This window comes from Idiomarina sp. ST10R2A5, from assembly GCF_051842325.1.
Taxonomy (GTDB): Bacteria; Pseudomonadota; Gammaproteobacteria; order Enterobacterales; family Alteromonadaceae; genus Idiomarina; species Idiomarina abyssalis.
Window position 1 is genome coordinate 255,262 of record NZ_JBNIEX010000002.1, and the last position, 22,844, is coordinate 278,105.

Genomic DNA, 22,844 nt, shown 5'->3' on the forward strand with positions numbered 1-22,844 from the left:
CCTTATAGCCCCGCTGCATTTTGGTTCAGTACGAAAGGCTTAAGACTCTGCTTAGTTAAGCAACTGCCATCTATATTTTCGATTGAGCCCTGCTCAATAAAATCCGCAACAAGTTGATTCGCACATGTATGGCTGGCAATGGTATGGCCTGCGTTTGGCGCAACTAAGTGCTTACTGTTGGGCAAAGTCCGGTGTGCAATTTCTCCCCATTCAGGCGGCGTTACCGGATCTAACTCACCGGATAATAACAATACCGGTTTGTCACTCACGACAGGATCAGACCAGTAACCAGGTACACTCGATGAGCGCCAACCGGCACACATATCAACAAAGGCGTCGCCGGTGCGACTGCCAATAAACTGATTGTCGCCGTCTTGCTCGAGCAACTCTGGTGTGGCTCGTGGTAGGTCTTCAGAACAGACGACCGACAACATCAACCCCAAATAGATACTGCTTTGAGACATGGTGCCGCCCATGAGTCCAAGAATGGCATGGTAGTCTCCTGCTGCGGCAGAATGGATAGCATAAGGTAAAAGCTGACGAGTGTTCGGGTGGTATAAAGCCACTCGCATAATGGAACTGAAACGTCCTGGTGTCAGCTTGATTTCCAGAGGCTCGAAGGACAAAGGATCACGTGTTTCCAATAAGATATTCTGAGCTTCAAGTTCAGCCATCACCTCATAATATTCTTGTTCAAGCCTTGGAAATTTCTCACGGCACGCAGTTTGTTCTGTGCAGTCTTCTAACATGGCGTCAAATGCGTCAGCACCATGTTGACCAAAAGGACCAATAACAACCTGAGGTGGTGCAATTGCATCTAAAGTAGCGGTACGAACTGAGCCTGGAGCTTCACGCAAATAAGTCAGCCCTACCCGGGTGCCGTATGATCCGCCATACAAATTCAGTTGCTCAATTCCTAAATGTTCACGTACCCGCTCGAAGTCTTTTACCGCATTAACGGTGTGATATTGCGTTGTATCAGTATCGGGGTATTGCTTCAGGCATTCACGGCTCAACTCTGCAAGGTCTTGCTCATCGTCCGCGCGAATGAGTTCATCTGGCCGCTCGATATCGCATTTCAACGGATGACTTTTCCCTGTGCCGCGTTGATCGATTAAGAGAATATCCCGCTTTTGGCGCACTCCCTCAAACATTCGCGCTATCATTGGCGCAAGCTCTGTCGCCGCCTGCCCGGGCCCACCTGCGAGAATAAGCATTGGGTCAGACTTAGCGCCCTCCTGAACTGCCGGCAGTACGGCGTAATAAATACCGATATGCTTGCCTTCAGGCTGGTCATAATTTTCCGGAACTGACACTGTTCCGCAATGCAATTGTTCCTGCACGCCGGGAAGATAACAGCTTGCAGCTTCGGTTGTTTTTGTCTGTGCCAAACTGCTCATCGGAGCTAACCCCAATAACAGTACCGGCAAAGCTATTGCCATCCATTGTTTCATAACGATTCCGTTTGTTTGCGTAACGGATCTATTGTCGTAGAGAACGGGGAAGAATTACAAGGTAAGTTACTGATTGAATTGTTAGAAGATGTAAAAAAGCCCGCAAACAGCGTTTGCGGGCTCTTGAAATACGCAATAAGTCTTTTAATTAAAAGCCAGCGCGTTCTTTAATTGCCTGAGCGATGGCAGTATCGCCATGACCGTTAGACTGAGCCCACTCGTAGTCGCCTGAGCTTTGCAGTTCATCTACTGACAGACGACCAACGATGAAGCTACCAATTTCTTGTGAGCCGTTCGCCATTGCGAATTGCAGTAAGCTTTGTCCATTACACTGGATGCCGCTGTAGATATCACGTACACGGACACGAGAGTCACGCAGTTTCTTACGCATACGCATGGTGTCGTCACCTTGTACGTATGTGCACAAGCTCAAAGCTAATTCATTTGCTTCTGCGCTTTTTGAGAATGTTGCGCCTGTCGCTGCAACAGCAGCCATCAAGGTGCCTAATACAATCGCTTTCATGTAAAACCCCATCACAAGATTGTTCAAAAATTCATCAGGAATGATACTACGAACTCAAGCCTGCTGCAATGGCCTAAAATTGTTGTAAGTTACTGAATTTATAACTTCTTATTAACGTTTCCTGTCGAAAATAAGGGTACTGAAGTTATGTGAATTACGCTCGTCGGCGGCAAAGTTTTGCCGCTCTACCTCTTTCCAATCAGCGACTTGGAGGTAGTCGGGAAAATAGGTATCGCCCTCAACATTTAGATCTATTTTAGTAACATATAGGCGGTCTGCGAGCGGTAAAAATTTTTCATAAATTTTTCCTCCACCAATGACCATAAGTTCATCAACCGGCCCTGCAGCCGCAATAGCTTGTTGCACACCAGATACCCAGATGACCTGACTGTCCTGATTTTCCGAACGATCCGTTCGACGGCTTAGAACGATATTTTTGCGCCCGGGTAAAGGTCGGCCAATTGACTCAAAGGTTCGTCGACCCATAACAATTGGCTTACCCAAAGTAATTTTTTTGAAATACTGCAACTCATCCGGAAGATGCCATGGCATTTTATTGTCTTTGCCGATAACCCGGTTATCTGCCATTGCAACCACAAGTGAGATTTTCATTTAGAATTACCTTTTTACTTCTGATAAATCACTTCGACGTCGTGATCGTCATCATCGTCGTCGTCTTCGTCATCCTGCTCTTCTTCCAGCACTTCTTCGTGGTAGGTATCCCACATAAACTCAACTGGATCAGCTTCTTCCTGTTGTTCCGTGCTAGGTGCAGGTAAGGTCTCAAGGTACGAGATAACCTCACGACAAAGAGCGTCACTGCCGCGTCCTTCTAACGCCGCAATTTGGAATACCGGGCCGTCCCAGCCCAGCGCTTTAACCAGCTCATCGACTTTTTCCTGAAGTTCTTCGTCCAGCAGTAAGTCGACTTTATTGATGACCAGCCAGCGCGGTTTTTCTGCCAGTTTAGGACTGTATTTTTCCAGTTCATTGATGATGATACGTGCCTGCTCTGCAGGGTCGGTCTCATCAAAAGGTGCTAAGTCCACCAAATGCAGAAGTAAACGACAACGCTCCAGATGTTTCAGGAAGCGAATACCCAGGCCAGCGCCTTCAGCGGCACCTTCGATAAGACCCGGGATATCGGCAATAACGAAACTTTGATGTGGTGCCGGACGCACAACCCCCAAATTAGGTATTAACGTGGTAAAGGGGTAGTCCGCTACTTTAGGACGCGCCGCTGAAACCGAACGAATAAAGGTCGATTTACCGGCGTTTGGCATACCCAGTAAGCCCACGTCGGCCAGCAACATGAGTTCAAGTTTTAATGAGCGCACTTCACCCGGAGTACCATCGGTTTTCTGCCGAGGAGCTCGGTTCACACTGCTTTTAAAACGTGTATTACCTAAACCATGAAAGCCGCCTTTGGCGACCATTAACCGCTGACCATGTTGCGTCAAATCGCCAAGAACTTCGCCGGTGTCGACGTCGGTAGCGCGAGTACCCGGAGGAACCGGCAGCACAATATCGCTACCGCGTTTACCCGTACAGTTTTTACCCATACCATTTTGCCCACGCTCCGCTTTATGGAAGCGCTCAAAACGATAGTCGATAAGGGTATTCAGGTTTTCATCGGCTTGCAGGTAGACATCGCCACCATCGCCACCGTCACCACCGTCGGGACCACCTTTGGGAATGTACTTCTCGCGACGGAAACTGATACAACCATTACCGCCGTCACCCGCATCTACGCGGACTTCTACTTCATCAACGAATTTCATCGCAATTTGCTACTTATCACTTAGAGAATACTGTGCAAAATTCTAGCACATATGAAAAAGCCCCGCCGTAAGGCAGGGCTTTCAGAACCGAAACTTTTCAGTTTATGTTCACGTTATTAGTCAGTAATAACGCTCACAAATTTACGGTTTTTGCTGCCCTTCACTTCAAAAGACACTTTGCCTTCTGAGGTTGCAAACAATGTATGGTCTTTACCAATACCTACGTTCGCTCCCGCGTGGAACTTAGTACCACGTTGACGAACCAGGATGTTGCCTGCTAATACAGACTCACCACCGAAGCGCTTAACACCGAGACGTTTACTCTCTGAGTCGCGACCGTTTTTAGTAGAACCACCAGCCTTTTTATGTGCCATGTCGTTACTCCTTAATTAGCTGTTGATACCAGTGATTTTCACTTCCGTGAACCACTGACGATGGCCTTGTTGACGACGAGAGTGCTTACGACGACGGAACTTAACGATTTTAATTTTATCGCCACGACCGTGATCAATCACTTCCGCTTTCACTTTACCACCGGATACGAACGGAGCACCGATGTTTACATCGTTGCCGTCAGAAACCATCAAAACCTGGTCGAATTCAACTACATCACCGGTAGCTGCTTCCAGTTTTTCCAGGCGGACGATTTGGCCTTCAGACACACGGTGCTGCTTACCGCCACTTTGGAATACTGCGTACATATTATTCTCCACAACCCTATTGGGCATCCAAATTCAAATCAGGGCGCGAATTGTACGTAATCCCGCCAGCGATCGCAACCCTTTATTTGAACTTAAAGGCTACGCCATCTGCCGCGCTTTGAGTTTCCGCGCCGCCTTAAATAGTGTACCATCCCTTTTCCGTTAAATTTTGTAAATAAACAGATATCTATGATGGATATGCAGTCCATTAACGCATTAGCCAAAGACGATATGCTTGGCGTAAATGCTTTAATAGGTGAACAACTTCAATCGGATGTTGCCTTAATTAACCAGTTAGGCCTCTATATTGTCAACAGTGGTGGTAAACGCTTACGCCCACTGCTTGCCATATTAGCTTGCCGAGCCCTGGGTTATGAAGGTAACGACCACCGCAAACTAGCGACAATTATCGAGTTTATTCATACCGCGACCCTGCTGCACGACGATGTAGTCGATGAGTCGGAGCTTCGCCGTGGACGTAAAACCGCTAATGCAGTATTCGGTAATGAAGCCAGCGTGCTGGTGGGTGACTTCCTTTATACCCGCGCTTTTCAGCTAATGGTCGATTTAGACTCACTGCGGATTCTGCGGATTTTAGCGGATGCCACCAACGTTATTTCTGAAGGTGAAGTACTGCAGTTAATGAACTGTAACGACCCGGATACCTCAGAAGCCAGCTACTTCAATGTCATTTACGGAAAAACCGCTAAGCTGTTTGAAGCCGCAACTGAGCTGGCCGGCGTATTAACGGCACAAGACGAAAAAGTAACGCAGCAACTGGCCGATTACGGTCGTTATTTGGGTACTGCGTTTCAGTTGGTTGACGATTTACTGGATTACACCGCCGACAGCGAATCGATGGGCAAAAATGCCGGTGATGACTTAGCGGAAGGTAAGCCCACACTGCCGTTGTTATACGCCATGTGGCACGGCAACGAAACCGAGCAAAAGCTGATTCGCGAAGCCATTGAACAAGGCGACGGGCGTGAGCACTTACAAACCGTGCTAACCGCCATGGAGCGAACGGGAGCTTTGCAATACACCCGCGACAAAGCTTTAGAAGCCGCCGAACAAGCGCGCCAGTCCTTAAACGAACTCCCGGACTCCGACTACAAACAAGCCCTTCTTACCCTAACCCACCTGGCAGTCGACCGAGTGGCTTAGGGAAGGAAATGCCTTGGGGGAGCGGGTTCTGTTTCGGAGGACGCCCGCAAGTACTTCCCTGTAGGGCTTGGGTAGCGCCATCCATGGCGCTACACACCTCCGAAACAGAACCCTTCCCGCTTTAGGCATTTCCAATAAGCATCCATGGCCTTTGACACTCCGCCATAGAAACCTTCAACACTCGTAACGCTCACAATCCAACAGCCTGCCCCATCAACTATTTCCTTAGCTTCGAAATTTAAACCAACACTCTGTTTCAGTTGAGATATTTAAACATTGAGCCTGAGAAGCACTCTTCAGTAAGTAGCGTGGAAATATTGAGGTTGGTCAGTATTGGCGAAAAGCCATTGCGGGTTATCTGGAGAAAGTGTGCAGCGCCAAGGATGGCGCTGCCCAAGCCTTACAGGGACGTACTTGCAGGCGTCTTTCGAAAGATAACCTGCAATGGCCAGCCAATGCTGACCATTCCCCGATGTTTCAGCTTAGCTGGCGAAGTCGATGCCTTTTTGGATGTCGCCTTTCAGGCCGTCGAGCATTTCGTCCATGCATTTTTGTTCGAAGGCACTTAGTTTGCCGTAAGACAGAATTTCTTCGGCGCCATTTTTGCCTAAGCGTACTGGCTGTGCGAAGAACTTAGCGTTGTCGCCAGGGCCTTCTACGTAAGTGCACTCAATAGTGTCCTGACCTTGCAGGCCTTTCAGCAATGACAATGCAAAGCGTGCTGCTGCCTGACCCATAGACAGGGTTGCTGAACCGCCGCCAGCTTTTGCTTCAACGACTTCAGTACCTGCGTTCTGAATACGGTGAGTTAAGTCTTTGATTTCTTGCTCAGTAAACTCAACGCCTTCAACCTGAGACAGCAATGGCAGAATGGTTGTGCCGCTGTGGCCACCAATAACTGGCACGTTTACGTTTTCAGGGTTCAGACCACGTAGCTCGCCAACGAATGCTTCTGAACGGATAACGTCCAGAGTAGTAACACCGAACAGTTTACGCTTGTCGTAGCAGCCTGCTTTTTTCAGGACTTCGGCAGCAATTGGTACTGTGGTGTTTACCGGGTTGGTGATGATTCCAACACAAGCGTCAGGGCAGTTGTCTGCAACGCCTTGTACTAAGTTTTTAACGATGCCGGCGTTCATGTTGAACAGGTCAGAGCGATCCATACCTGGCTTACGAGGTACGCCGGCAGGAATTAATACGATGTCGCTGCCAACTAATGCTGACGCAAGATCATCTTTACCGAAGCCTGTTACTTTCACGTCGGTAGGGATGTGACTTAAGTCAACCGCTACACCTGGAACTACTGGCGCAACGTCATACAGCGATAATTCTGAACCTGCTGGTAACTGGGTTTTCAGAAGTAATGACAATGCCTGGCCGATACCACCGGCCGCACCTAATACGGCTACTTTCATCTCAGACTCCGTTTTTGTTAGTCAGTTTTAACTGCATAAAAATGCAGAATTTGGCGCAAAACTGTACTCCAATATCACTAAAAATACAACTTTGCGCGGTACACATTCAGCACTCGAATAGCGCATCTATATGCAGTACACTGGGGGTTATTATAGCATGTAACCAGTATAGGAATTGAACTCTCTCATGGTGCAAGACACGTTACTCGAAGCTTTTAAAACCCTTCTTCGCGAAGAGCGTTATGGCTCACAGGGAGAAATTGTTAATGCCTTGAAAGCCGAGGGCTTTGATAACATTAGCCAGTCTAAAGTCTCGCGCATGTTGAGTAAGCAAGGCGCAGTTCGTACCCGCAATGCAAAGCAGGAAATGGTCTACTGCTTACCGCCCGACTTAGCGGTACCTTCCACTAAGGCACCATTAAGCCAGCTTGTACTGGATATTCAGCACAATGATGTCATGGTGATTATTCGCACCAGCCCGGGGGCTGCTCAGTTGATTGCCCGCTTGCTTGATTCGGTGGGTAAAAAAGAAGGTGTGCTTGGTACGATAGCCGGCGACGACACTATTTTTATCGCGCCGCTCAAAGTTGCTGATATCGACTTTACTCTGAAAAAGGTCCGGGAGTTATTTGCCAGTCAGGCGGTATTACCTTCTTCCTGATCCGCTACTTCTTTGTTGTCTTCCATAAAACGCATTGAAGGCACAAAAAAGCCGCAGTTGGATACCGCTTGCGAATAATCCAGTAACGGATCGTAGGCCCCTTGTTCGTCGGCGTAATATCGATTTTTTAGCCACTGCACCACCATTTTCGGTGTGTGACTAAAATACATAGCGAGCAGCCCCTGTTCGCGCAGGTCACCCCAGGGCATATTCTGCCGCAGTAAAGGAATGGGTTGTTCATTGCCGTCCACTAGACGACTTTTGGCTGCATGTGTAACACCTTCAATTTTAGCTTCGGATAAACGTTCCCCTGAGACTTTTTCACGTCCCATGAGTTGCTCTTGTTTTTCCGGGCCCAGGTAGTCCCAGCGGCGTAAGTCGTGACGAAACTTTTGTACGAATAAATAACTGCCATCCACAAAGTCGGCATCGTCTTTTTCTTCTACTAATGCCACCTTACGTTTGCTCATGCCCCTGGGGTTGTCAGGCGCATCGATAAAACCGGTCAAGTCGCGGCCGTCGAGATAACGGAAGGAACGAATTTGCTCGACCACTTCAATGTCATAACCGAACCATTCAATTAACGTGCGTCCGGCCAGATAATTTGCATCGAAGCGGTCACAACGAATTTGAATGATGAGATCATAAGGGTGTCTTGGTGCTTCCCGGTCGCCGTCGGAAAGTTCGGGGAAAGCCTGCAAGTGAAGTGGCTTCTTGTGTGGGTAGAGAATGTCCCAGTAATCGGCGCCTATGCCGACAAAGCCTGTTAACATGGCTTCTGAGAAGCGGGCGTCAAGATCGCGTAAAATGGCTGGAAAGCGAGCCAGTTTACGGCGTAAACTTTCAACGTCGTCGCTCATGACATGACAAAACAACGTCAGACCATGCAGATTAGGTTCCGCGTAGACTCCTGACTGAGCTTTATCCACCCTATTCTCCCGTTTAACTGTTATTTTTGTGTGTTCGTTCTATTCGCTTTTACATTAAATAGCGCACGAGGCATTATAGAATGCCTGTATTCGTTATGACACCGCAAGGAAAAATCATGCGCAATCTGATACTTATTTTTGGTTTGCTTGGACTGACTGCCTGTGCGAGCACGGCAGACAATCAAACTCAGCGTAGCAGTGCTCAACAACAGACTCCGGCTGCTGAGTTTCATCAGTTGGCTGACACTATCTGGGAAGGACTGAATGAGTCCAGCGAAACCGAGCTGACCGATATGTCACCGGAAGCCTTAGAGCAACGTTATCAACAACGCTCTGAGTGGCTTGAACAGCTGAACGCCGTTAACCTTAACGAGCTAAGCCGGGATGACCAGATAAACCATGCAATGATTCACTACACCTTAAAAAACAAGGTCGATGAGTACCGCTTTAATGCGCACTATATGCCATTAACCGCAGAAGGTAGCTTTCACAGCTCTTTAGCTTTCATGCCTTCTTATACGTCATTTTCATCGGCGGAAGACTACCAGAATTACATAGCAAAACTGCGCTCAATTCCTCGTTACATGGAGCAGCAGACTCACTGGTTGCGTAAAGCGATTGAAGAAGGTTACACCCAGCCTGCAGCCGCTATGGCCGGTTTTGAAGAAAGTATATTGGCTTACATTGTGCAGGATGCTAAAGACAGCGTTTACTTCTCTCCTTTTGCACAACAGCCGGGCTTTGTTGATAGCGAACAATGGGAGCAACTTAAAAGCGATGCATTAACCGCTATTGATGACCAGGTGATGCCAGCTTACGACGACTACTTTACCTTTATGGTTACTGAGTACTTGCCGAGTGCACGTGACAGCATTGGTGCCAGCGAGCTACCCAATGGGGACGACTTTTATCAGAACCGCATTAAGCATTACACCACGCTGGATATGACCGCTGACGAAATTCATGAAATTGGCCTGCAGGAAGTTGCGCGCATTCGCGGTGAAATGCTGGAAGCCATTGAAGCAACAGGTTTTGACGGTGACTTCGATGAGTTTGTTGAGTTTTTACGTACCGACGACCAGTTCTATCCGGAAACAGCGGAAGAGTTACTCCAGTACGCCGCCTGGATAGCGAAGAAAATGGACGGTGAACTGCCTAAGCTTTTCAAAACCCTGCCGCGTAAACCTTATGGCATAGCTCCGGTTCCGGCTGAGATAGCACCGAAATACACAACCGGCCGCTACTCCGGAACCAACCGCGATGATCGCGCTGGTTTTTATTGGGTGAATACCTACGCGCTGGATCGTCGTCCTCTCTACCAGATGGAAGCGCTGACACTGCACGAAGCGGTACCGGGTCATCACTTACAAAACGCCATTGCGGGTGAGTTAGAAGACTTACCGGAATACCGTCAGCAGACCTACATTTCAGCTTTCGGTGAAGGCTGGGGTCTTTACTCTGAGTACTTAGGACTGGAAGCGGGTTTTTATGAAGACCCTTACAGTAACTTTGGCCGTTTAAGCTATGAAATGTGGCGGGCGGCACGCTTAGTGGTGGATACGGGTATGCATGCCAAAGGCTGGAGCCGTGAACGCGCAATGGACTTTATGGCCAACAACACAGCATTGTCACTGCATAACGTGAAAACCGAAATTGATCGTTACATTACCTGGCCTGCACAAGCGCTCTCGTACAAGCTGGGCGAGCTGACTATTAAGCGTTTACGCAACGAAGCAGAACAGCAGTTGGGTGATAAGTTCGACATTCGTGAATTCCACGATGCGGTACTGGAAAACGGCAGCGTGCCACTGAAAGTACTCGAGCAACACATCAACGACTGGATTGCTGAACAGAAATAGAACAGAACCCCCGCTATCAGGTAGGGGCAGGTTTTTCACTTATTTCGCTTGAGCATTGAGTACTTCTGTGACGGAGACGCTACGAGCTCATCCATGAGGGCTTGACGAAGGCCATCCATGGCCTTCGACACTCCGCCACAGAAGTACTCAACACTCATAACGCTCACAAGTGAAAAACCTGCCCTATCGACTTACGAACACACCGCTGACCAACACAGAACAATGACGTATCAGTTTTATTGCGCAGAGATCTCACTACAAAATCGTTATCTGGTAAACCAGCTCTTGGGTATTCTGTTTCTGTCGCAGAAAGGCCATGACGTAACTCGTTTTATCTTTCTCATCCAGACGAAATAAGATCTTATAATTATCTACTAGCATTACTCGATAGTCAGTGATACCTAACGTCTCAAGTTCATGAGAAATGGGGAATTGCAAAGGATTATCGCCGAGTTTATTGGTGGCGAAATCAAGAAGTTGATGACCTAATCTAATAGCTTCTTCCTGGCCCAGAAAAGATTCCATATAGCGGGTTAAAACAGCCAGAGTCTTATAACTGAGCTCCGTAAAATGAACATCGTAGTTCATAACTGAGGACTAAAGCTCAAACTTCTTTGTACTGAGTTCACGCTCTAGCCTTTCTCTTGCTTCGCTAAGAGATAGAAGATTCTGATTTCGAATATCCCGTTCAGCCAGATTCATCAATTTAAGTGTCGCGATAGCTTCGTCTCTCTGTCGAGCGCTGGCTTCTGACTCAATACGGTATACCGGATTTCCACCCTGAGTGACAACAATAGGCTCTTCGACATTCAGTGACGCCGCATTTTGCTTAATGTAACTAATGGTTTTTATCTGCATAGATCTCTCCCGACTGAACAGTCTAAATATAGACTATAAACAGACCACCTGCAAGCCAGGATATCTCACCTGATGTGAACAACAGGCTACTGAATATCAGACACAAAAAAACCGCCGAAGCGGTTTTATAAGTTGCTAATGAGTGCGTTCAACGGTTGCGAGGACTCTTAACGAGGTGTGCAGCGCCATGGATGGCGCTGCCCAAGCCCTACAGGGAAGTACTTGCGGGCGTCCTCGTAAAGAGTCCTTGCAACCTAAGCACTCATTAAGCCACGTTGATGGTTGGGATGATGTTTTCCTTGGCCGCTTTTTCTGCGTCGCGGAAGGCATCCATCTGGTCGAAGTTCAGGTATTTGTAAACTTCGCCAGCCATCGAATTGATGTCCTGTGCGTACTCCAGGTATTCTTCCGGAGTTGGCAGGCGACCGACGATAGCACCAACCGCTGCCAGTTCTGCAGAGGTCAGGTAAACGTTTGCGCCATCACCCAGGCGGTTCGGGAAGTTACGGGTTGAGGTAGACAGCACGGTTGCGCCTGGTTCAACACGTGCCTGGTTACCCATACACAGTGAACAGCCCGGCATTTCAGTACGAACGCCATTACGCTCATAAATGTCGTAATAACCTTCGGCTTCCAGCTGGGTTTTGTCCATTTTCGTTGGTGGAGCAATCCACAAACGGGTATTTAATGGGTCAGAGTTTTTCTCTAACAATTTGCCTGCTGCACGGAAGTGACCAATGTTGGTCATGCACGAACCGATGAAAACTTCATCGACGTTGTCGCCGGCAACTTCGCTTAAGAACTTCGCGTCGTCCGGGTCGTTCGGGCAACAAACGATAGGCTCTTTAATGTCGTTCAGGTCAATTTCGATAACTGTCGAGTAATCAGCGTCTTTGTCCGCACGCGTCAGCTCTGGGTTTTCTAACCATTCTTCCATCTTACGGGCACGACGTTCCAGCGTACGCGCGTCGCCGTAGCCTTCGTTAATCATCCAACGCAGCATGGTGATGTTAGAGCGCAGGTATTCAGCAACAGACTCTTCTGACAGGTCGATAGTACAACCGGCCGCTGAACGCTCAGCAGAAGCGTCAGACAATTCAAATGCCTGCTCTACGGTTAAGTGATCAAGACCTTCAATTTCTAAGATACGGCCCGAGAAGATGTTTTTCTTGCCGCGCTTATCAACGGTCAGGTGACCTTCTTTGATAGCAAACGCAGGAATGGCATGAACCAGGTCACGTAAAGTAATACCCGGCTGCATTTCACCTTTGAAACGCACCAATACTGACTCAGGCATATCCAGTGGCATTACGCCGGTAGCTGCGGCGAACGCAACCAGACCAGAGCCTGCCGGGAATGAAATGCCCAGCGGGAAGCGGGTATGAGAGTCACCACCGGTACCAACGGTGTCTGGCAACAACATACGGTTCAGCCAGCTGTGGATGATACCGTCGCCCGGACGCAAGCTTACGCCGCCACGGTTCATAATGAAATCTGGCAAGGTGTGCTGAGTTTCAACGTCGACCGGCTTAGGATAAGCAGCGGTGTGACAGAAAGACTGCATAACCAGGTCTGAGTTAAAGCCAAGGCAGGCCAGGTCTTTTAACTCGTCACGGGTCATAGGACCGGTAGTGTCCTGAGAACCAACGGTGGTCATCTTAGGTTCGCAATAAGCGCCCGGGCGAACACCTTCCATGCCACAAGCTTTACCGACCAGTTTCTGCGCCAGCGAGAAACCTTTACCGCTGTCTGCCGGTTGCTCTGGCTTACGGAATAAGTCAGATGGACCCATGCCCAGAGATTCACGTGCTTTTTCTGTCAGGCCACGGCCAATAATCAGGTTAATACGGCCACCGGCACGCACTTCATCTAAAATAACGCGAGACGCATAATCGTACTCAGCGATAACGTCGCCGGCTTCGTTCTCGATTTTGCCTTCGTATGGGTAGATAGTGATGACATCGCCCATGTTCATTTTTTCGACGTCGGCTTCAAATACCAGCGCACCTGCGTCTTTCATGGTGTTGAAGAAAATTGGTGCGACTTTAGAGCCAATACAGATACCGCCGGCACGTTTGTTTGGTGTGCCAGGCATGTCTTCGCCAATGTTCCACAACACTGAGTTGGTCGCTGATTTACGTGAAGAACCAGTACCCACTACGTCACCAACGAAGGCAACCGGGTGACCCTTTTCTTTTAATTCTTCAATTTGCTTGCCTGCATCGGTAATGCCTTCGCGTGGCATTTTGTACATAGCTTTGGCGTGCAAAGGGATGTCCGGACGAGACCAGGCATCGGGTGCCGGCGACAGGTCATCGGTATTCGTTTCGCCAGCCACTTTAAAGACGGTTGCTTTAATTGATTTAGGCAGTTCGTCGCTGTCGGTGAACCATTCAGCATTTGCCCAGGATTCAACCACTTCTTTCGCCAGCGCATTACCGGCTTTCATTTTCTCTTCCACGTCGTGGAAGGCGTCGAACATTAAGATGGTTTCTTTCAGCTCTTTAGCGGCCAGTTCAGCCAGCTGAGAATCGTCCAGCAATTCCACCAAAGTGACGATGTTGTAGCCACCGTGCATATTGCCCAGCAATTTTACTGCGTATTCTCTGCTGACAACCGGGCTTTCAATTTCACCTTTAACAACGGCGCTTAAAAAGCCTGCTTTAACATAGGCAGCTTCATCCACACCCGGCGGTACACGCTCGGCCAGAAGCTCAACCAGGAATTCTTCCTCGCCTGCTGGCGGATTTTTCAGTAATTCCACTAAATCGGCTACTTGCTCGGCGTTTAATGGCTTCGGAGGGATGCCTTCTGCGGCGCGCTCTTCCACGTGCTGACGATATTCTTTAAGCACTGATATTACCTCTCATTTGCTTGCATGAATTCTAGACGGTTCACTAGTGCGGCGCATTATACGGATTTTGCTGTTAAATTCCCATGATGCAGGGCTATAAATCAGATAATTCAGGGTATAAACGGGATGAATGCGCCCGGGTTACGGGCGCGGTACTCTTTGGACTATGGCGTACATAACCGGAACAACAAACAGGGTTAGTACGGTAGCAAAACCCAACCCAAACATAATGACCGTTGCCATGCTGGCAAAGAAGTCATCAAACAGCAGCGGTATCATCCCTAAAATGGTGGTAGCTGCCGCCATTCCAACGGGACGAACACGACTGACGGCGGCATCACTTAAGGCTTGAACCGCTTCTTTACCGGCGTCCAGTTCTGTATTGACCTGCTCCAGCAACACCACGCCGTTTTTAATCAGCATGCCGGACAAGCTCAGAAAACCGAGTAATGCCATAAAACCAAAAGGTTTATCCAGCAACAGCAACCCGACAGTTACCCCAATAATAGACAGCGGGACTGTCGTCCAAAGCACCGCCGCCTGGCGGATACTGTTAAATAACAGCACGGTAATGATAAACATGACCAAGAAGCCCATTGGCAGTGCGCCAAACAATGCTTTTTCCGCCTTACCCGAAGCTTCATGTTCTCCGCCCCAGGTAAGCTCATAGCCCAGCGGCAACTCAATGGCTTCCAGTTCAGGTCGGACACGCTCAAATACCTGGGCCGCAGTTTCATCGGTCAGTAGATCATGATCAGCCATAACAGTAAGCGTTCTCTTACGGTCTCGTCGCAATATGAGCGGGTCTTCCCAGGTTACATCTATCGAGCGCGCTACTTGCGCCAGTGGTACAAAGCGGTCAAACACCGGGCTGTAAATTTGCAACTCCTGCCAGTTGTCCAGATCAACACGTTCGGCAGCCGGGGCACGCTGTACTATTGGCAGCAAGTCAGTTCCATCGCGGTAAACACCGATTTGTCGGCCAACAAAGTTAGCTAACAGAAGATTGTTAACGTCTTCTTTAGTGATACCGGCGCGACGACCCGCCGCTTCGTCGTATTGTGGTCGCAGCAGCTTGGTTGGGTGGCGCCAGTCGGAGCGAATATTCACCGCCCCTTCGTCCTCGGCCAAAATGCTCTGCGCTTTCTTACTTAATTGGCGCAATACGTCAATATCAGGTCCAGAGAAACGCGCTTCAATTTTTGCCGGAGTAGCCGGACCAATTTCAACCCGTATCAGTTTGTCCTCAACATCCGGATGCTCTTCACGAATACGCTGGCGAATGTCCTTCATTAACGCATCCATGCTGTCTTTGTCCTCTACCCGCACCAGCAACTGTGCGTAGCTCTCGTAACTTTTTTCCACCAGATAGGTCAGGGTAAAACGGGGCGCACCCTGGCCTATGGTGGTGGAGACCGAGGTCACTTCGCTTTTATCCAGCAGGTAGTCTTCCAGGCGCTTTGAATCCTGTTCGGTATGACGAATATCGGTGCCCTGTGGATACCAGAGATCCACATAGAAAAGCGGCGTTGTCGAAGGCGGAAAGAACGCCTGTTTCACTTGTCCGAACCCGGCCACAGCAGCAACCAGCATAGCCAGCATCACCGCCATGCTGATAATGCGGTGCCTCAGACAAACTGCCAGCATTTTTTTGTAGCCGCGGTATACCGGATGAGAGAAAACATCGTCCTGCTCGTCACCATTACCAATGTCCTTTGCCGAGTATAAACGGTCGGCTAAAAACGGAATGAGGGTCAGAGCTGTTACCCAGCTCAGTAGTAAAGAAATGAGCAGCACCCAGAATAAGCTTCCGGCAAACTCACCGGTAGCGTCTGATGACAAACCAATTGGGGCAAAGGCAATAATACCAATAATGGTTGCACCCAGTAGCGGCCACTGATTTTGCTTCACCACACTAACCGCAGCTTCTACTTTACTCATGCCCCGCCGCATACCAACCATAATGCCATCGGCAATGACAATGGCGTTGTCCACCAGCATACCCAGAGCAATAATGAGCGCTCCCAGCGATACCCGTTGCAGGTTAATGTCGCCCAGTCGCATGAAAATAAAGGTGCCAAGAACCGTTAACAATAATACGGTGCCAATAAGTAACCCACTGCGAAAACCCATGGTCAGCAACAATGCAATAATGACAATAGCAACGGCTTCAACCAGGTTAAGCAGAAAGTCATTTACCGAGTTTTCGACCTGATGCGGTTGATCATAAATTCGGTCTACCGACATTCCTATTGGTTTGGCATAGTCCAGTTCATCCAGCCGTTTCTGGATACGCTCACCAACTTCAACCACGTTGACGTTGTCCGCAAAAGACAGCGCCAGCCACAGCGACGCCTGCCCGTTATAACGAACCACATGATCCGGAATCTCTTTGGTCTCCCGGTAGATGTTCGCTACATCATGCAAGTAGATGCGCTGCTCGGCTCCCGGGTTACTGATAACCAGCTTTTCCATATCTTCAACGTCGGCAAATTCGCCACTGGTGGCAATGCGCAAAGCTTCCTGATCAACGGTCACCCGCCCGGCATTTGCTACGGCATTTTGCGTTTGCAGTAAACCGGCAATGCGGCTGGGTGGAATACCAAAGTTAGCCAGCCGTGAACGAGAGACTTCAACCACTACCTGTTCCTGTTGCTCGCCGGCCAGCATGACTTTGCCAACCCCGTCAATCAGCACCAGTTCGCGACGCAGAAAGTCCGCGTAATGCTCAATGTCTTTATAGGAATAGTCTGGCCCGGTAATGGCCATCATCACGCCGTACACGTCGGCAAAGTCGTCACGAATAATAGGCTCGCTGGTGCCCGGAGGAAGCTGACCTTTGGTGTCGTTAATTTTACGCCGCAATTCGTCCCAAATTTGACGCAGGTGCTCGGCCCGGTAGATGCTTTTCATCTCGACCGTTATTTGCGATAAACCTGGCTTAGAAATGGACCGTACATGGTCGACGTAGCTGAGTTCCTGAATAGCGTTTTCCAGCCGGTACGTTACCTCTTCTTCCACCTGCTGCGCCGAAGCTCCGGAGTACGGCGTAATGACCATAGCCTGCTTAATAGTGAACTTAGGGTCTTCCAGCCGACCAAGCTGGGTAAGAGCAACCAGGCCTCCAATTAACAGAACCAGGAAGAACATCCAGCTGGTGGTTTTCCGCTCCATACTGTACTTCGCAATATTCATTACAGCCCCCGTTCGCGTTGCCATTCACGAACTTGCTGATTTTCCTTCAGTTGATGGACACCGGCCACCACTATGGTTTCACCAGCTTCGAGCCCATCCAGTACAGTGAGTCCATCGTTGGTCATTGGCCCGACATTCACCTTACGCTTTTGTACACGCATGTCGTCGCTAACCACCCACACATAAGAAGCGTCGCGGCTTTCGGTAAATACGGCTTTAGCCGGCACAACAATACCAATTTGAGAAGAGCGCAACACCTCATTAATATCGACAATAACCGTTGCCGTCATGCCCGGCAGCACATTGATGTCCTGCGGCTTAGGTAGCGTGAACACCACCTCATAGGTGTTGGTTGCGCCGTCGGATTGCGAGTCCCACTCTTTTAAATGAGCCGGATAGGTAAAACCCGGCGCTGCGTCGAAGCGCACTTCCGGTTGATAGTCGGTCTGCTTTTTCACCTTGGCAAAAAGCTTTTCCGGCACATTAATACTGATATCGATGGCGTTGCTGATTTGCAAAGTAACGATGGGCTGCTTAGCCTGAATATTTTCATAGGCTTCCACCGCCAAGTTAGCAATGACACCGTCAAAAGGCGCGGTCAGTTCGGTATAGCGCAGGTTAGCTTTAGCGGTTTCGTAGTTTGATTTTGCAACTGCAAGCTCTGACTCAATTTGGTCAAATTGTCCTTCCGACATAACCCCTTCGCTCACCAGAACTTTATTGCGTTCGTATTGTGATAGCGCAAGTTCATACTGGGCTTTCGCCTGGTCCACCGCCAGTTGATAGTCGGTCGGGTCCAGACGGGCAATAAGCTCCCCTTGTTTTACTTCAGTACCAGGCCGCGCCGGCAGTTCAATAACTTCACCCGCTACACGAAAAGTCAGTTGAGCCACTTTCGCCGCTTCGACCACAGCCGGAAACTCTCGCAGACGAGGACCATTGGCTTCACTTACCTGCATTAACCTGGCAGGCCGCGCTTGCTGTTCTTCACTCACTTCGGCTTTTTCGCTGCAAGCCACGACAGTGGCAGCGGCAACGACAGTTAAGAATATTTTAAACCAGCGCATGACTTAAATTCCGTTTTTTCTGGGATGTTTGATGGCAATAAGTTTACCGCAAGTATAGTTACAGTTATATTGAATTAAAATTAAAAAGACCATCAGTAAAACTTAATGAATTTATCTCACCTTCACATGATGATCACCGTTGCCCGGCTTGGCAGCCTGCAGAAAACAGCTGAGCAGCTCGGTCGCACACAATCGGCTGTGAGCATGGCATTAAAAAAGCTGGAAGAGAACGCGGGTTTTGCCTTGTTTAACCGTGATAGTTATCGTCTGGAGCTTACCGAACAGGGCCGCCATTTTTTACGTCAGGCAGAAGAAGTGGTGCGCCAGCAACAGCGCCTACAGTCATTGGCTAACCAACTGAAACACGGTGCAGAACCTTTGCTGACACTGTGCTATGACCATACCTGTGACAGCAAACTCTGGATGCCCAGCATTCAACACATTCAGCAACAATACCCCGCTACCGAGCTGCACGTGGATGGAGAATCACAAATGCGTGCCCTGAAGCGCATTGATAACGGTACCGCCGATTTAGCCCTGTGCCCCTGGCTGCCTTTGTTTCGTCAGTACGGTGACTTTGAAACCTTACCGGTGGCGCCGTTTGAATTAACAGTGGTTATGTCAGCCGCGCTGATGAAGGAGTTTGGTCGTATGCCGCAAAGCCGCCAGGATTTATTAGAACTACCAATGCTGGTTCCGCAGAACCTGGAAATTGGCATTAACTTAGACTCGGTATTGCGGCTGCCCAGCCAGCAGCGCATAAGAGTGAATGAGGTTAACACCCAGTTTGAACTACTGATGGCCGGTTTTGGCTGGGGTATTATTCCAAAACACATTGCCAGTAATGCACTTAAAGAAGGCAAGTTGATTGAAGTCAGCATCCCCGGATTCGTCCAGCAGGTGCGCTTGGAGATCCACTTAGTACGCTCCGCTAACAGAACTTTAGGTCCCGCCGCCAATGCCATCTGGCAGCGGTTTGCGTAACGCTATTGCTCCTGATGTGAACATCAGGCTACGTGCACCCTGTAGCCTGACATTTATGTCAGGTGAAATGCTGGATGGGAAGCACGATGCAAAGTTGCGTTAGGTGCGATAGCAGATAGTGGGCGCGTCTGACGGTTGCTGCGAACCATTGAGGAGGTGTGCAGCGCCATGGATGGCGCTGCCCAAGCCCTACAGGGATGTATTTACGGGCGTCCTCCTCAATGGTTCCTGCAACCTCCAGCGCTCGCTATCTGCCACCTCACCTGACGTGAACGTCAGGCTACGCCGCGTTATTTCCGGGCCAAATAGAACACGGCAGGGATAACCAGCATAGAGATCAGCGGGGCTAATACCATACCTCCCACCATCGGAGCCGCAATGCGCTGCATAACTTCGTTACCAACACCGCCGCCCAGCATTATCGGCAGCAAACCGACAATAATGGTCAGCACAGTCATGGCTTTGGGTCGTACGCGTAGCAACGCGCCTTCTTCTACCGCTGCCTTTAACTGGTTTTTATTGTAAGCCACGGCTTTCCAGGCATTGTTCAGGTACAACAACATAACCACGCCGAATTCCGCGGCGACACCGGCAAGAGCTATCATGCCGACAATAACCGCCAGTGACAGATTGTAATCCAGCAAGTAAATCAACCACAGGCTGCCGGTTAAAGCTAAAGGCAAAGTGCCAATGACCAGCAGTGCCTGAGGTAACGAGCGGAAGGTCATATACAGCAACAACAGAATAACCAACAGCGTCAGCGGAATGATCTCTTTTAAATCACTTTCCACCTGTTGCATGGCTTTGTATTGCCCGGTCCAGCTCCAGTTGTAACCAACCGGAATTTCCATTTTAGCCATAGCATCACCGACTTGATTAATGTAGTCGCTAACCGTAATGCCTTTCGCTGGTTCAATAAAAACCCAACTGCTTAAGCGGGCGTCCTCACTTTTCAGCATGGCCGGGCCCTGAGTCACCCGAATGTCAGCAACATCGGACAGAGTAAGCCATTGTCCGGAGGCAGATTTCACCGGCAGGGTTTGCAGCTTCTCTATATGGTCGCGTTGCTCCCGGGGATAACGCAAGTTAATAGGAAAACGCTCATTGCCCTGCACCGATGTCGCAATATTCGCTCCACCAATGGCGTACTGAATATGGTCGTGAATGTCGCTTTGGCTAATGCCATAACGGGCGGCTTCACGCAGCTTCGGCTCTATTTCAATATAACGACCGCCGCCAGAGCGCTCTGCAATGACCGAACCTGTTGCCTCCTCTTCAGACAACGTCTCTTCAATACGGGTAGCCAGTTTTTCTATTTCACGAAAGTCACTACCGCTGACTTTAATCGCTAACGGGGTTTTAACACCGGTAGCCAGCATTTCAATGCGGGTACGGATAGGTTGTACCCAGGCGTTGGTCACACCGGGTATCTGCACCCGCTCATCCAGCTCAGCAATAATGTCGTCCACGGTTATGCCATCACGCCACTCACTTTCAGGCTTGAGGGTAATGCTGGTTTCGATCATGGTCATTGGTGCCGGATCGGTAGCCGTGTCAGCACGACCAACTTTACCAAACACACGCTCAACTTCAGGTTGTTCTGCAATGAGCTTATCGGTTTGCTGTAGCAACTCACCGGCACTTTCAACACTGATACCCGGCAATGTCGTCGGCATGTACATGAGGTCCCCCTCATGCAGCGGCGGCATCAGCTCGTAATTGAGCTCTTTATACGGGTGCCAGGCAGATGCTGTGATCAGAAGGGCCAGCACAATAATGGTTTTAGGAAACTTAAGTGTGAAAGCCAACAATGGACGGTAAAGCGCAATTAAACCGCGCGACAGCCAGTTCTTTTCTTCGGCAGGTATTTTCCCGCGCACCAATAACGCAATAAGCACCGGTATCAGTGTTACAGCAATAATAGCTGCCGCGGCCATGGCCAGAGTTTTGGTATAGGCTAAAGGTTCAAACAGACGCCCCTGTTGGCCTTGCAGCACAAACACCGGAACAAAACTGACGGTAATGACCAGTAGCGAGAAGAACAGCGAAGGCCCCACTTCGCGACAGGCTTCATTAACAATTTTCAACCGTGCAGCACCTTTTGCCACTATTTGATGTCGCTCCTGATAGTTCTGCAAATGCTTGTGGGTGTTCTCTATCATGACAATGGCGGCATCTACCAGTGCCCCAATAGCAATAGCAATTCCCCCCAGGCTCATAATATTGGCGCTGATACCCAGCATGTTCATGATCCACACCGCGAACAGTACCGACAGCGGTAAGCTGATAATGGCCACCACCGCCGAGCGCGCATGCCAGAGAAATAAAATGCACACCACAGCGACAAAGAACATTTCTTCAATGAGCTTGGTGGTGAGGTTGTCTGTCGATGCCTGGATCAGGCTTGAGCGGTCATAGGTCGGAACCACCTTAACGCCCTCGGGCAGGCCCTGCTTCAGCTCTTCCAGTTTCTCTTTAACGGCGGCTATAGTTTGTAGGGCATTTTCGCCATGGCGCATGACCACAATACCGCCCACGACTTCGCCGTCGCCGTTCAGCTCGGTAATGCCGCGGCGTACCTGGGGCCCAATGCGAATATCAGCCACTTCTTCCAGCAGCACCGTACCCTGCTGCTCTGAGGTGAGCGGCAACGGAATTTTGCGAATGTCTTCGACACTTTTCAAATACCCCAGGCCACGAACCATGTATTCAGCTTCGCCCATTTCAACCACAGAGCCACCTACTTCGTTATTGGCCTGCTGAATGGTTTGCTTTACCTGATTCAGGGTAAGGTTATAACGATGCAAGGCTTCCGGCTGAAGTACCACCTGATAGGTTTCGACCATACCGCCAACCGTGGCAATTTCTGCTACCCCCTGCACACTTTGCAGCTCCTGTTTTAGGAACCAGTTTTGCAGGCGGGTTAGTTCACCCAGGTTACGCTGATTGGTCTCATCAACCAGTGCGTATTGATACACCCAGCCAATGCCGGATGCATCGGGACCTAACTCCGGCCGAACTTGGTCAGGAAGCTGGTTTTGCGCCTGATCCAGGTATTCGTTCACACGGCTTCGGGCCCAGTAAGGGTCAGTGCCGTCTTCAAAAATAACGTAAACGTACGAGTCGCCAAAGAACGAAAACCCGCGTACTGAGGTGGCTTTAGGCACTGACAGCATCACACTCGAGAGCGGATAGGTCACCTGCTCCTCCACTACCGCCGGCGCTTGTCCCGGGTAATTGGTTTTAACGATAACCTGAACTTCTGACAAGTCCGGTATTGCGTCCAGTTTGGTTTGCTGCAGCGACTGCCAGGCCCAGAAAGCCAAACCTAAGAACAGCAGTAACACCATCCACGAATTACGTATGGAGGCTTCAATAATACGAGCTAACATAAAACCT

18 protein-coding genes are annotated in these 22,844 nt (G+C 49.5%); 4 read left to right on the forward strand and 14 right to left on the reverse strand.

Annotated elements, in window-relative coordinates:
- Positions 1–2: 2 nt before the first annotated feature.
- The 6 genes from ACP7FG_RS03800 to rplU form a co-directional block, all read right to left on the reverse strand.
- Positions 3–1,454, reverse strand: coding sequence for an alpha/beta hydrolase (locus ACP7FG_RS03800; RefSeq protein WP_439225578.1), 1,452 nt, complete (start codon positions 1,452–1,454; stop codon positions 3–5).
- Between the two features lie 148 nt (positions 1,455–1,602).
- Positions 1,603–1,977, reverse strand: coding sequence for a DUF3718 domain-containing protein (locus tag ACP7FG_RS03805; RefSeq protein WP_199493701.1), 375 nt, complete (start codon positions 1,975–1,977; stop codon positions 1,603–1,605).
- 111 nt (positions 1,978–2,088) lie between these two features.
- Entirely contained in the window at positions 2,089–2,589 is a 501-nt protein-coding gene (gene folA, locus ACP7FG_RS03810; protein WP_224797868.1) for a type 3 dihydrofolate reductase, read from the reverse strand.
- A 14-nt stretch (positions 2,590–2,603) separates the two neighbouring features.
- Positions 2,604–3,758: an Obg family GTPase CgtA gene (cgtA, locus tag ACP7FG_RS03815; RefSeq protein ID WP_224797867.1), complete on the reverse strand. Its 1,155-nt coding sequence runs from the start codon at positions 3,756–3,758 to the stop codon at positions 2,604–2,606.
- Between the two features lie 116 nt (positions 3,759–3,874).
- On the reverse strand, positions 3,875–4,132 hold the full coding sequence (rpmA, locus tag ACP7FG_RS03820; RefSeq protein WP_054489947.1) for a 50S ribosomal protein L27: 258 nt from the start codon (positions 4,130–4,132) through the stop codon (positions 3,875–3,877).
- A 15-nt stretch (positions 4,133–4,147) separates the two neighbouring features.
- Positions 4,148–4,459 (reverse strand): 50S ribosomal protein L21, encoded by a 312-nt coding sequence (gene rplU / locus ACP7FG_RS03825; RefSeq protein ID WP_011233736.1) that lies wholly within the window; start codon positions 4,457–4,459, stop codon positions 4,148–4,150.
- Between the two features lie 192 nt (positions 4,460–4,651).
- Here rplU and ispB point away from each other — a divergent pair, with 192 nt between their 5' ends.
- Complete coding sequence (ispB, locus tag ACP7FG_RS03830) at positions 4,652–5,623, forward strand: octaprenyl diphosphate synthase (RefSeq protein WP_439225646.1); 972 nt, start codon at positions 4,652–4,654, stop codon at positions 5,621–5,623.
- Positions 5,624–6,105: 482 nt separating this feature from the next.
- Here the strand turns inward: ispB and mdh are convergent, their stop codons facing one another.
- A complete protein-coding gene (mdh, locus tag ACP7FG_RS03835) occupies positions 6,106–7,038 on the reverse strand; it encodes a malate dehydrogenase (protein WP_054489946.1) in 933 nt (310 codons plus the stop codon).
- 187 nt (positions 7,039–7,225) lie between these two features.
- Here mdh and argR point away from each other — a divergent pair, with 187 nt between their 5' ends.
- The gene (gene argR / locus ACP7FG_RS03840; RefSeq protein ID WP_054489943.1) at positions 7,226–7,699 is read left to right on the forward strand and encodes a transcriptional regulator ArgR; all 474 of its coding nucleotides are present in this window, start codon (positions 7,226–7,228) and stop codon (positions 7,697–7,699) included.
- Here the strand turns inward: argR and ACP7FG_RS03845 are convergent.
- Entirely contained in the window at positions 7,675–8,628 is a 954-nt protein-coding gene (locus ACP7FG_RS03845; RefSeq protein WP_054489941.1) for a Dyp-type peroxidase, read from the reverse strand. The genes argR and ACP7FG_RS03845 overlap by 25 nt on opposite strands.
- Before the next feature lie 116 nt (positions 8,629–8,744).
- Between ACP7FG_RS03845 and ACP7FG_RS03850 the strand changes: the two genes are divergently transcribed.
- Entirely contained in the window at positions 8,745–10,487 is a 1,743-nt protein-coding gene (locus tag ACP7FG_RS03850; protein ID WP_439225579.1) for a DUF885 domain-containing protein, read from the forward strand.
- Between the two features lie 255 nt (positions 10,488–10,742).
- On the opposite strand, the gene ACP7FG_RS03855 is transcribed toward ACP7FG_RS03850, so the two are convergent.
- From ACP7FG_RS03855 to ACP7FG_RS03875, 5 genes are all read right to left on the reverse strand, one after another.
- Positions 10,743–11,075: a type II toxin-antitoxin system RelE/ParE family toxin gene (locus tag ACP7FG_RS03855; protein ID WP_222236469.1), complete on the reverse strand. Its 333-nt coding sequence runs from the start codon at positions 11,073–11,075 to the stop codon at positions 10,743–10,745.
- 9 nt (positions 11,076–11,084) lie between these two features.
- Positions 11,085–11,345, reverse strand: a complete 261-nt coding sequence (locus ACP7FG_RS03860; protein WP_054489935.1) for a type II toxin-antitoxin system Phd/YefM family antitoxin — start codon at positions 11,343–11,345, stop codon at positions 11,085–11,087.
- A gap of 265 nt (positions 11,346–11,610) precedes the next feature.
- Entirely contained in the window at positions 11,611–14,199 is a 2,589-nt protein-coding gene (gene acnB / locus ACP7FG_RS03865; RefSeq protein WP_439225580.1) for a bifunctional aconitate hydratase 2/2-methylisocitrate dehydratase, read from the reverse strand.
- 141 nt (positions 14,200–14,340) lie between these two features.
- Entirely contained in the window at positions 14,341–17,394 is a 3,054-nt protein-coding gene (locus tag ACP7FG_RS03870; protein WP_439225647.1) for an efflux RND transporter permease subunit, read from the reverse strand.
- Positions 17,394–18,461, reverse strand: a complete 1,068-nt coding sequence (locus ACP7FG_RS03875; protein ID WP_417436078.1) for an efflux RND transporter periplasmic adaptor subunit — start codon at positions 18,459–18,461, stop codon at positions 17,394–17,396. The genes ACP7FG_RS03870 and ACP7FG_RS03875 overlap by 1 nt, the downstream gene beginning before the upstream one ends.
- A 105-nt stretch (positions 18,462–18,566) precedes the next feature.
- On the opposite strand from ACP7FG_RS03875, the gene ACP7FG_RS03880 reads away from it, so the two are divergent.
- Positions 18,567–19,445 (forward strand): LysR family transcriptional regulator, encoded by an 879-nt coding sequence (locus ACP7FG_RS03880; protein WP_439225581.1) that lies wholly within the window; start codon positions 18,567–18,569, stop codon positions 19,443–19,445.
- Between the two features lie 290 nt (positions 19,446–19,735).
- Here ACP7FG_RS03880 and ACP7FG_RS03885 read toward each other — a convergent pair whose 3' ends face one another.
- Positions 19,736–22,837: an efflux RND transporter permease subunit gene (locus ACP7FG_RS03885; protein WP_199493693.1), complete on the reverse strand. Its 3,102-nt coding sequence runs from the start codon at positions 22,835–22,837 to the stop codon at positions 19,736–19,738.
- Between the last annotated feature and the right edge of the window lie 7 nt (positions 22,838–22,844).

Excerpts from the sequence above, each read along its gene's own strand:
- ACP7FG_RS03805 (WP_199493701.1), bottom strand. The coding sequence starts at position 1,977 with ATGAAAGCGATTGTATTAGGCACCTTGATGGCTGCTGTTGCAGCGACA.
- ACP7FG_RS03850 (WP_439225579.1), top strand. The coding sequence starts at position 8,745 with ATGCGCAATCTGATACTTATTTTTGGTTTGCTTGGACTGACTGCCTGT.
- rplU (WP_011233736.1), bottom strand. The coding sequence starts at position 4,459 with ATGTACGCAGTATTCCAAAGTGGCGGTAAGCAGCACCGTGTGTCTGAA.
- ACP7FG_RS03870 (WP_439225647.1), bottom strand. The coding sequence starts at position 17,394 with ATGAATATTGCGAAGTACAGTATGGAGCGGAAAACCACCAGCTGGATG.
- ACP7FG_RS03885 (WP_199493693.1), bottom strand. The coding sequence starts at position 22,837 with ATGTTAGCTCGTATTATTGAAGCCTCCATACGTAATTCGTGGATGGTG.
- ispB (WP_439225646.1), top strand. The coding sequence starts at position 4,652 with ATGGATATGCAGTCCATTAACGCATTAGCCAAAGACGATATGCTTGGC.
- argR (WP_054489943.1), top strand. The coding sequence starts at position 7,226 with ATGGTGCAAGACACGTTACTCGAAGCTTTTAAAACCCTTCTTCGCGAA.
- folA (WP_224797868.1), bottom strand. The coding sequence starts at position 2,589 with ATGAAAATCTCACTTGTGGTTGCAATGGCAGATAACCGGGTTATCGGC.
- ACP7FG_RS03855 (WP_222236469.1), bottom strand. The coding sequence starts at position 11,075 with ATGAACTACGATGTTCATTTTACGGAGCTCAGTTATAAGACTCTGGCT.
- ACP7FG_RS03880 (WP_439225581.1), top strand. The coding sequence starts at position 18,567 with ATGAATTTATCTCACCTTCACATGATGATCACCGTTGCCCGGCTTGGC.
- ACP7FG_RS03860 (WP_054489935.1), bottom strand. The coding sequence starts at position 11,345 with ATGCAGATAAAAACCATTAGTTACATTAAGCAAAATGCGGCGTCACTG.
- cgtA (WP_224797867.1), bottom strand. The coding sequence starts at position 3,758 with ATGAAATTCGTTGATGAAGTAGAAGTCCGCGTAGATGCGGGTGACGGC.
- ACP7FG_RS03800 (WP_439225578.1), bottom strand. The coding sequence starts at position 1,454 with ATGAAACAATGGATGGCAATAGCTTTGCCGGTACTGTTATTGGGGTTA.
- ACP7FG_RS03875 (WP_417436078.1), bottom strand. The coding sequence starts at position 18,461 with ATGCGCTGGTTTAAAATATTCTTAACTGTCGTTGCCGCTGCCACTGTC.
- rpmA (WP_054489947.1), bottom strand. The coding sequence starts at position 4,132 with ATGGCACATAAAAAGGCTGGTGGTTCTACTAAAAACGGTCGCGACTCA.
- mdh (WP_054489946.1), bottom strand. The coding sequence starts at position 7,038 with ATGAAAGTAGCCGTATTAGGTGCGGCCGGTGGTATCGGCCAGGCATTG.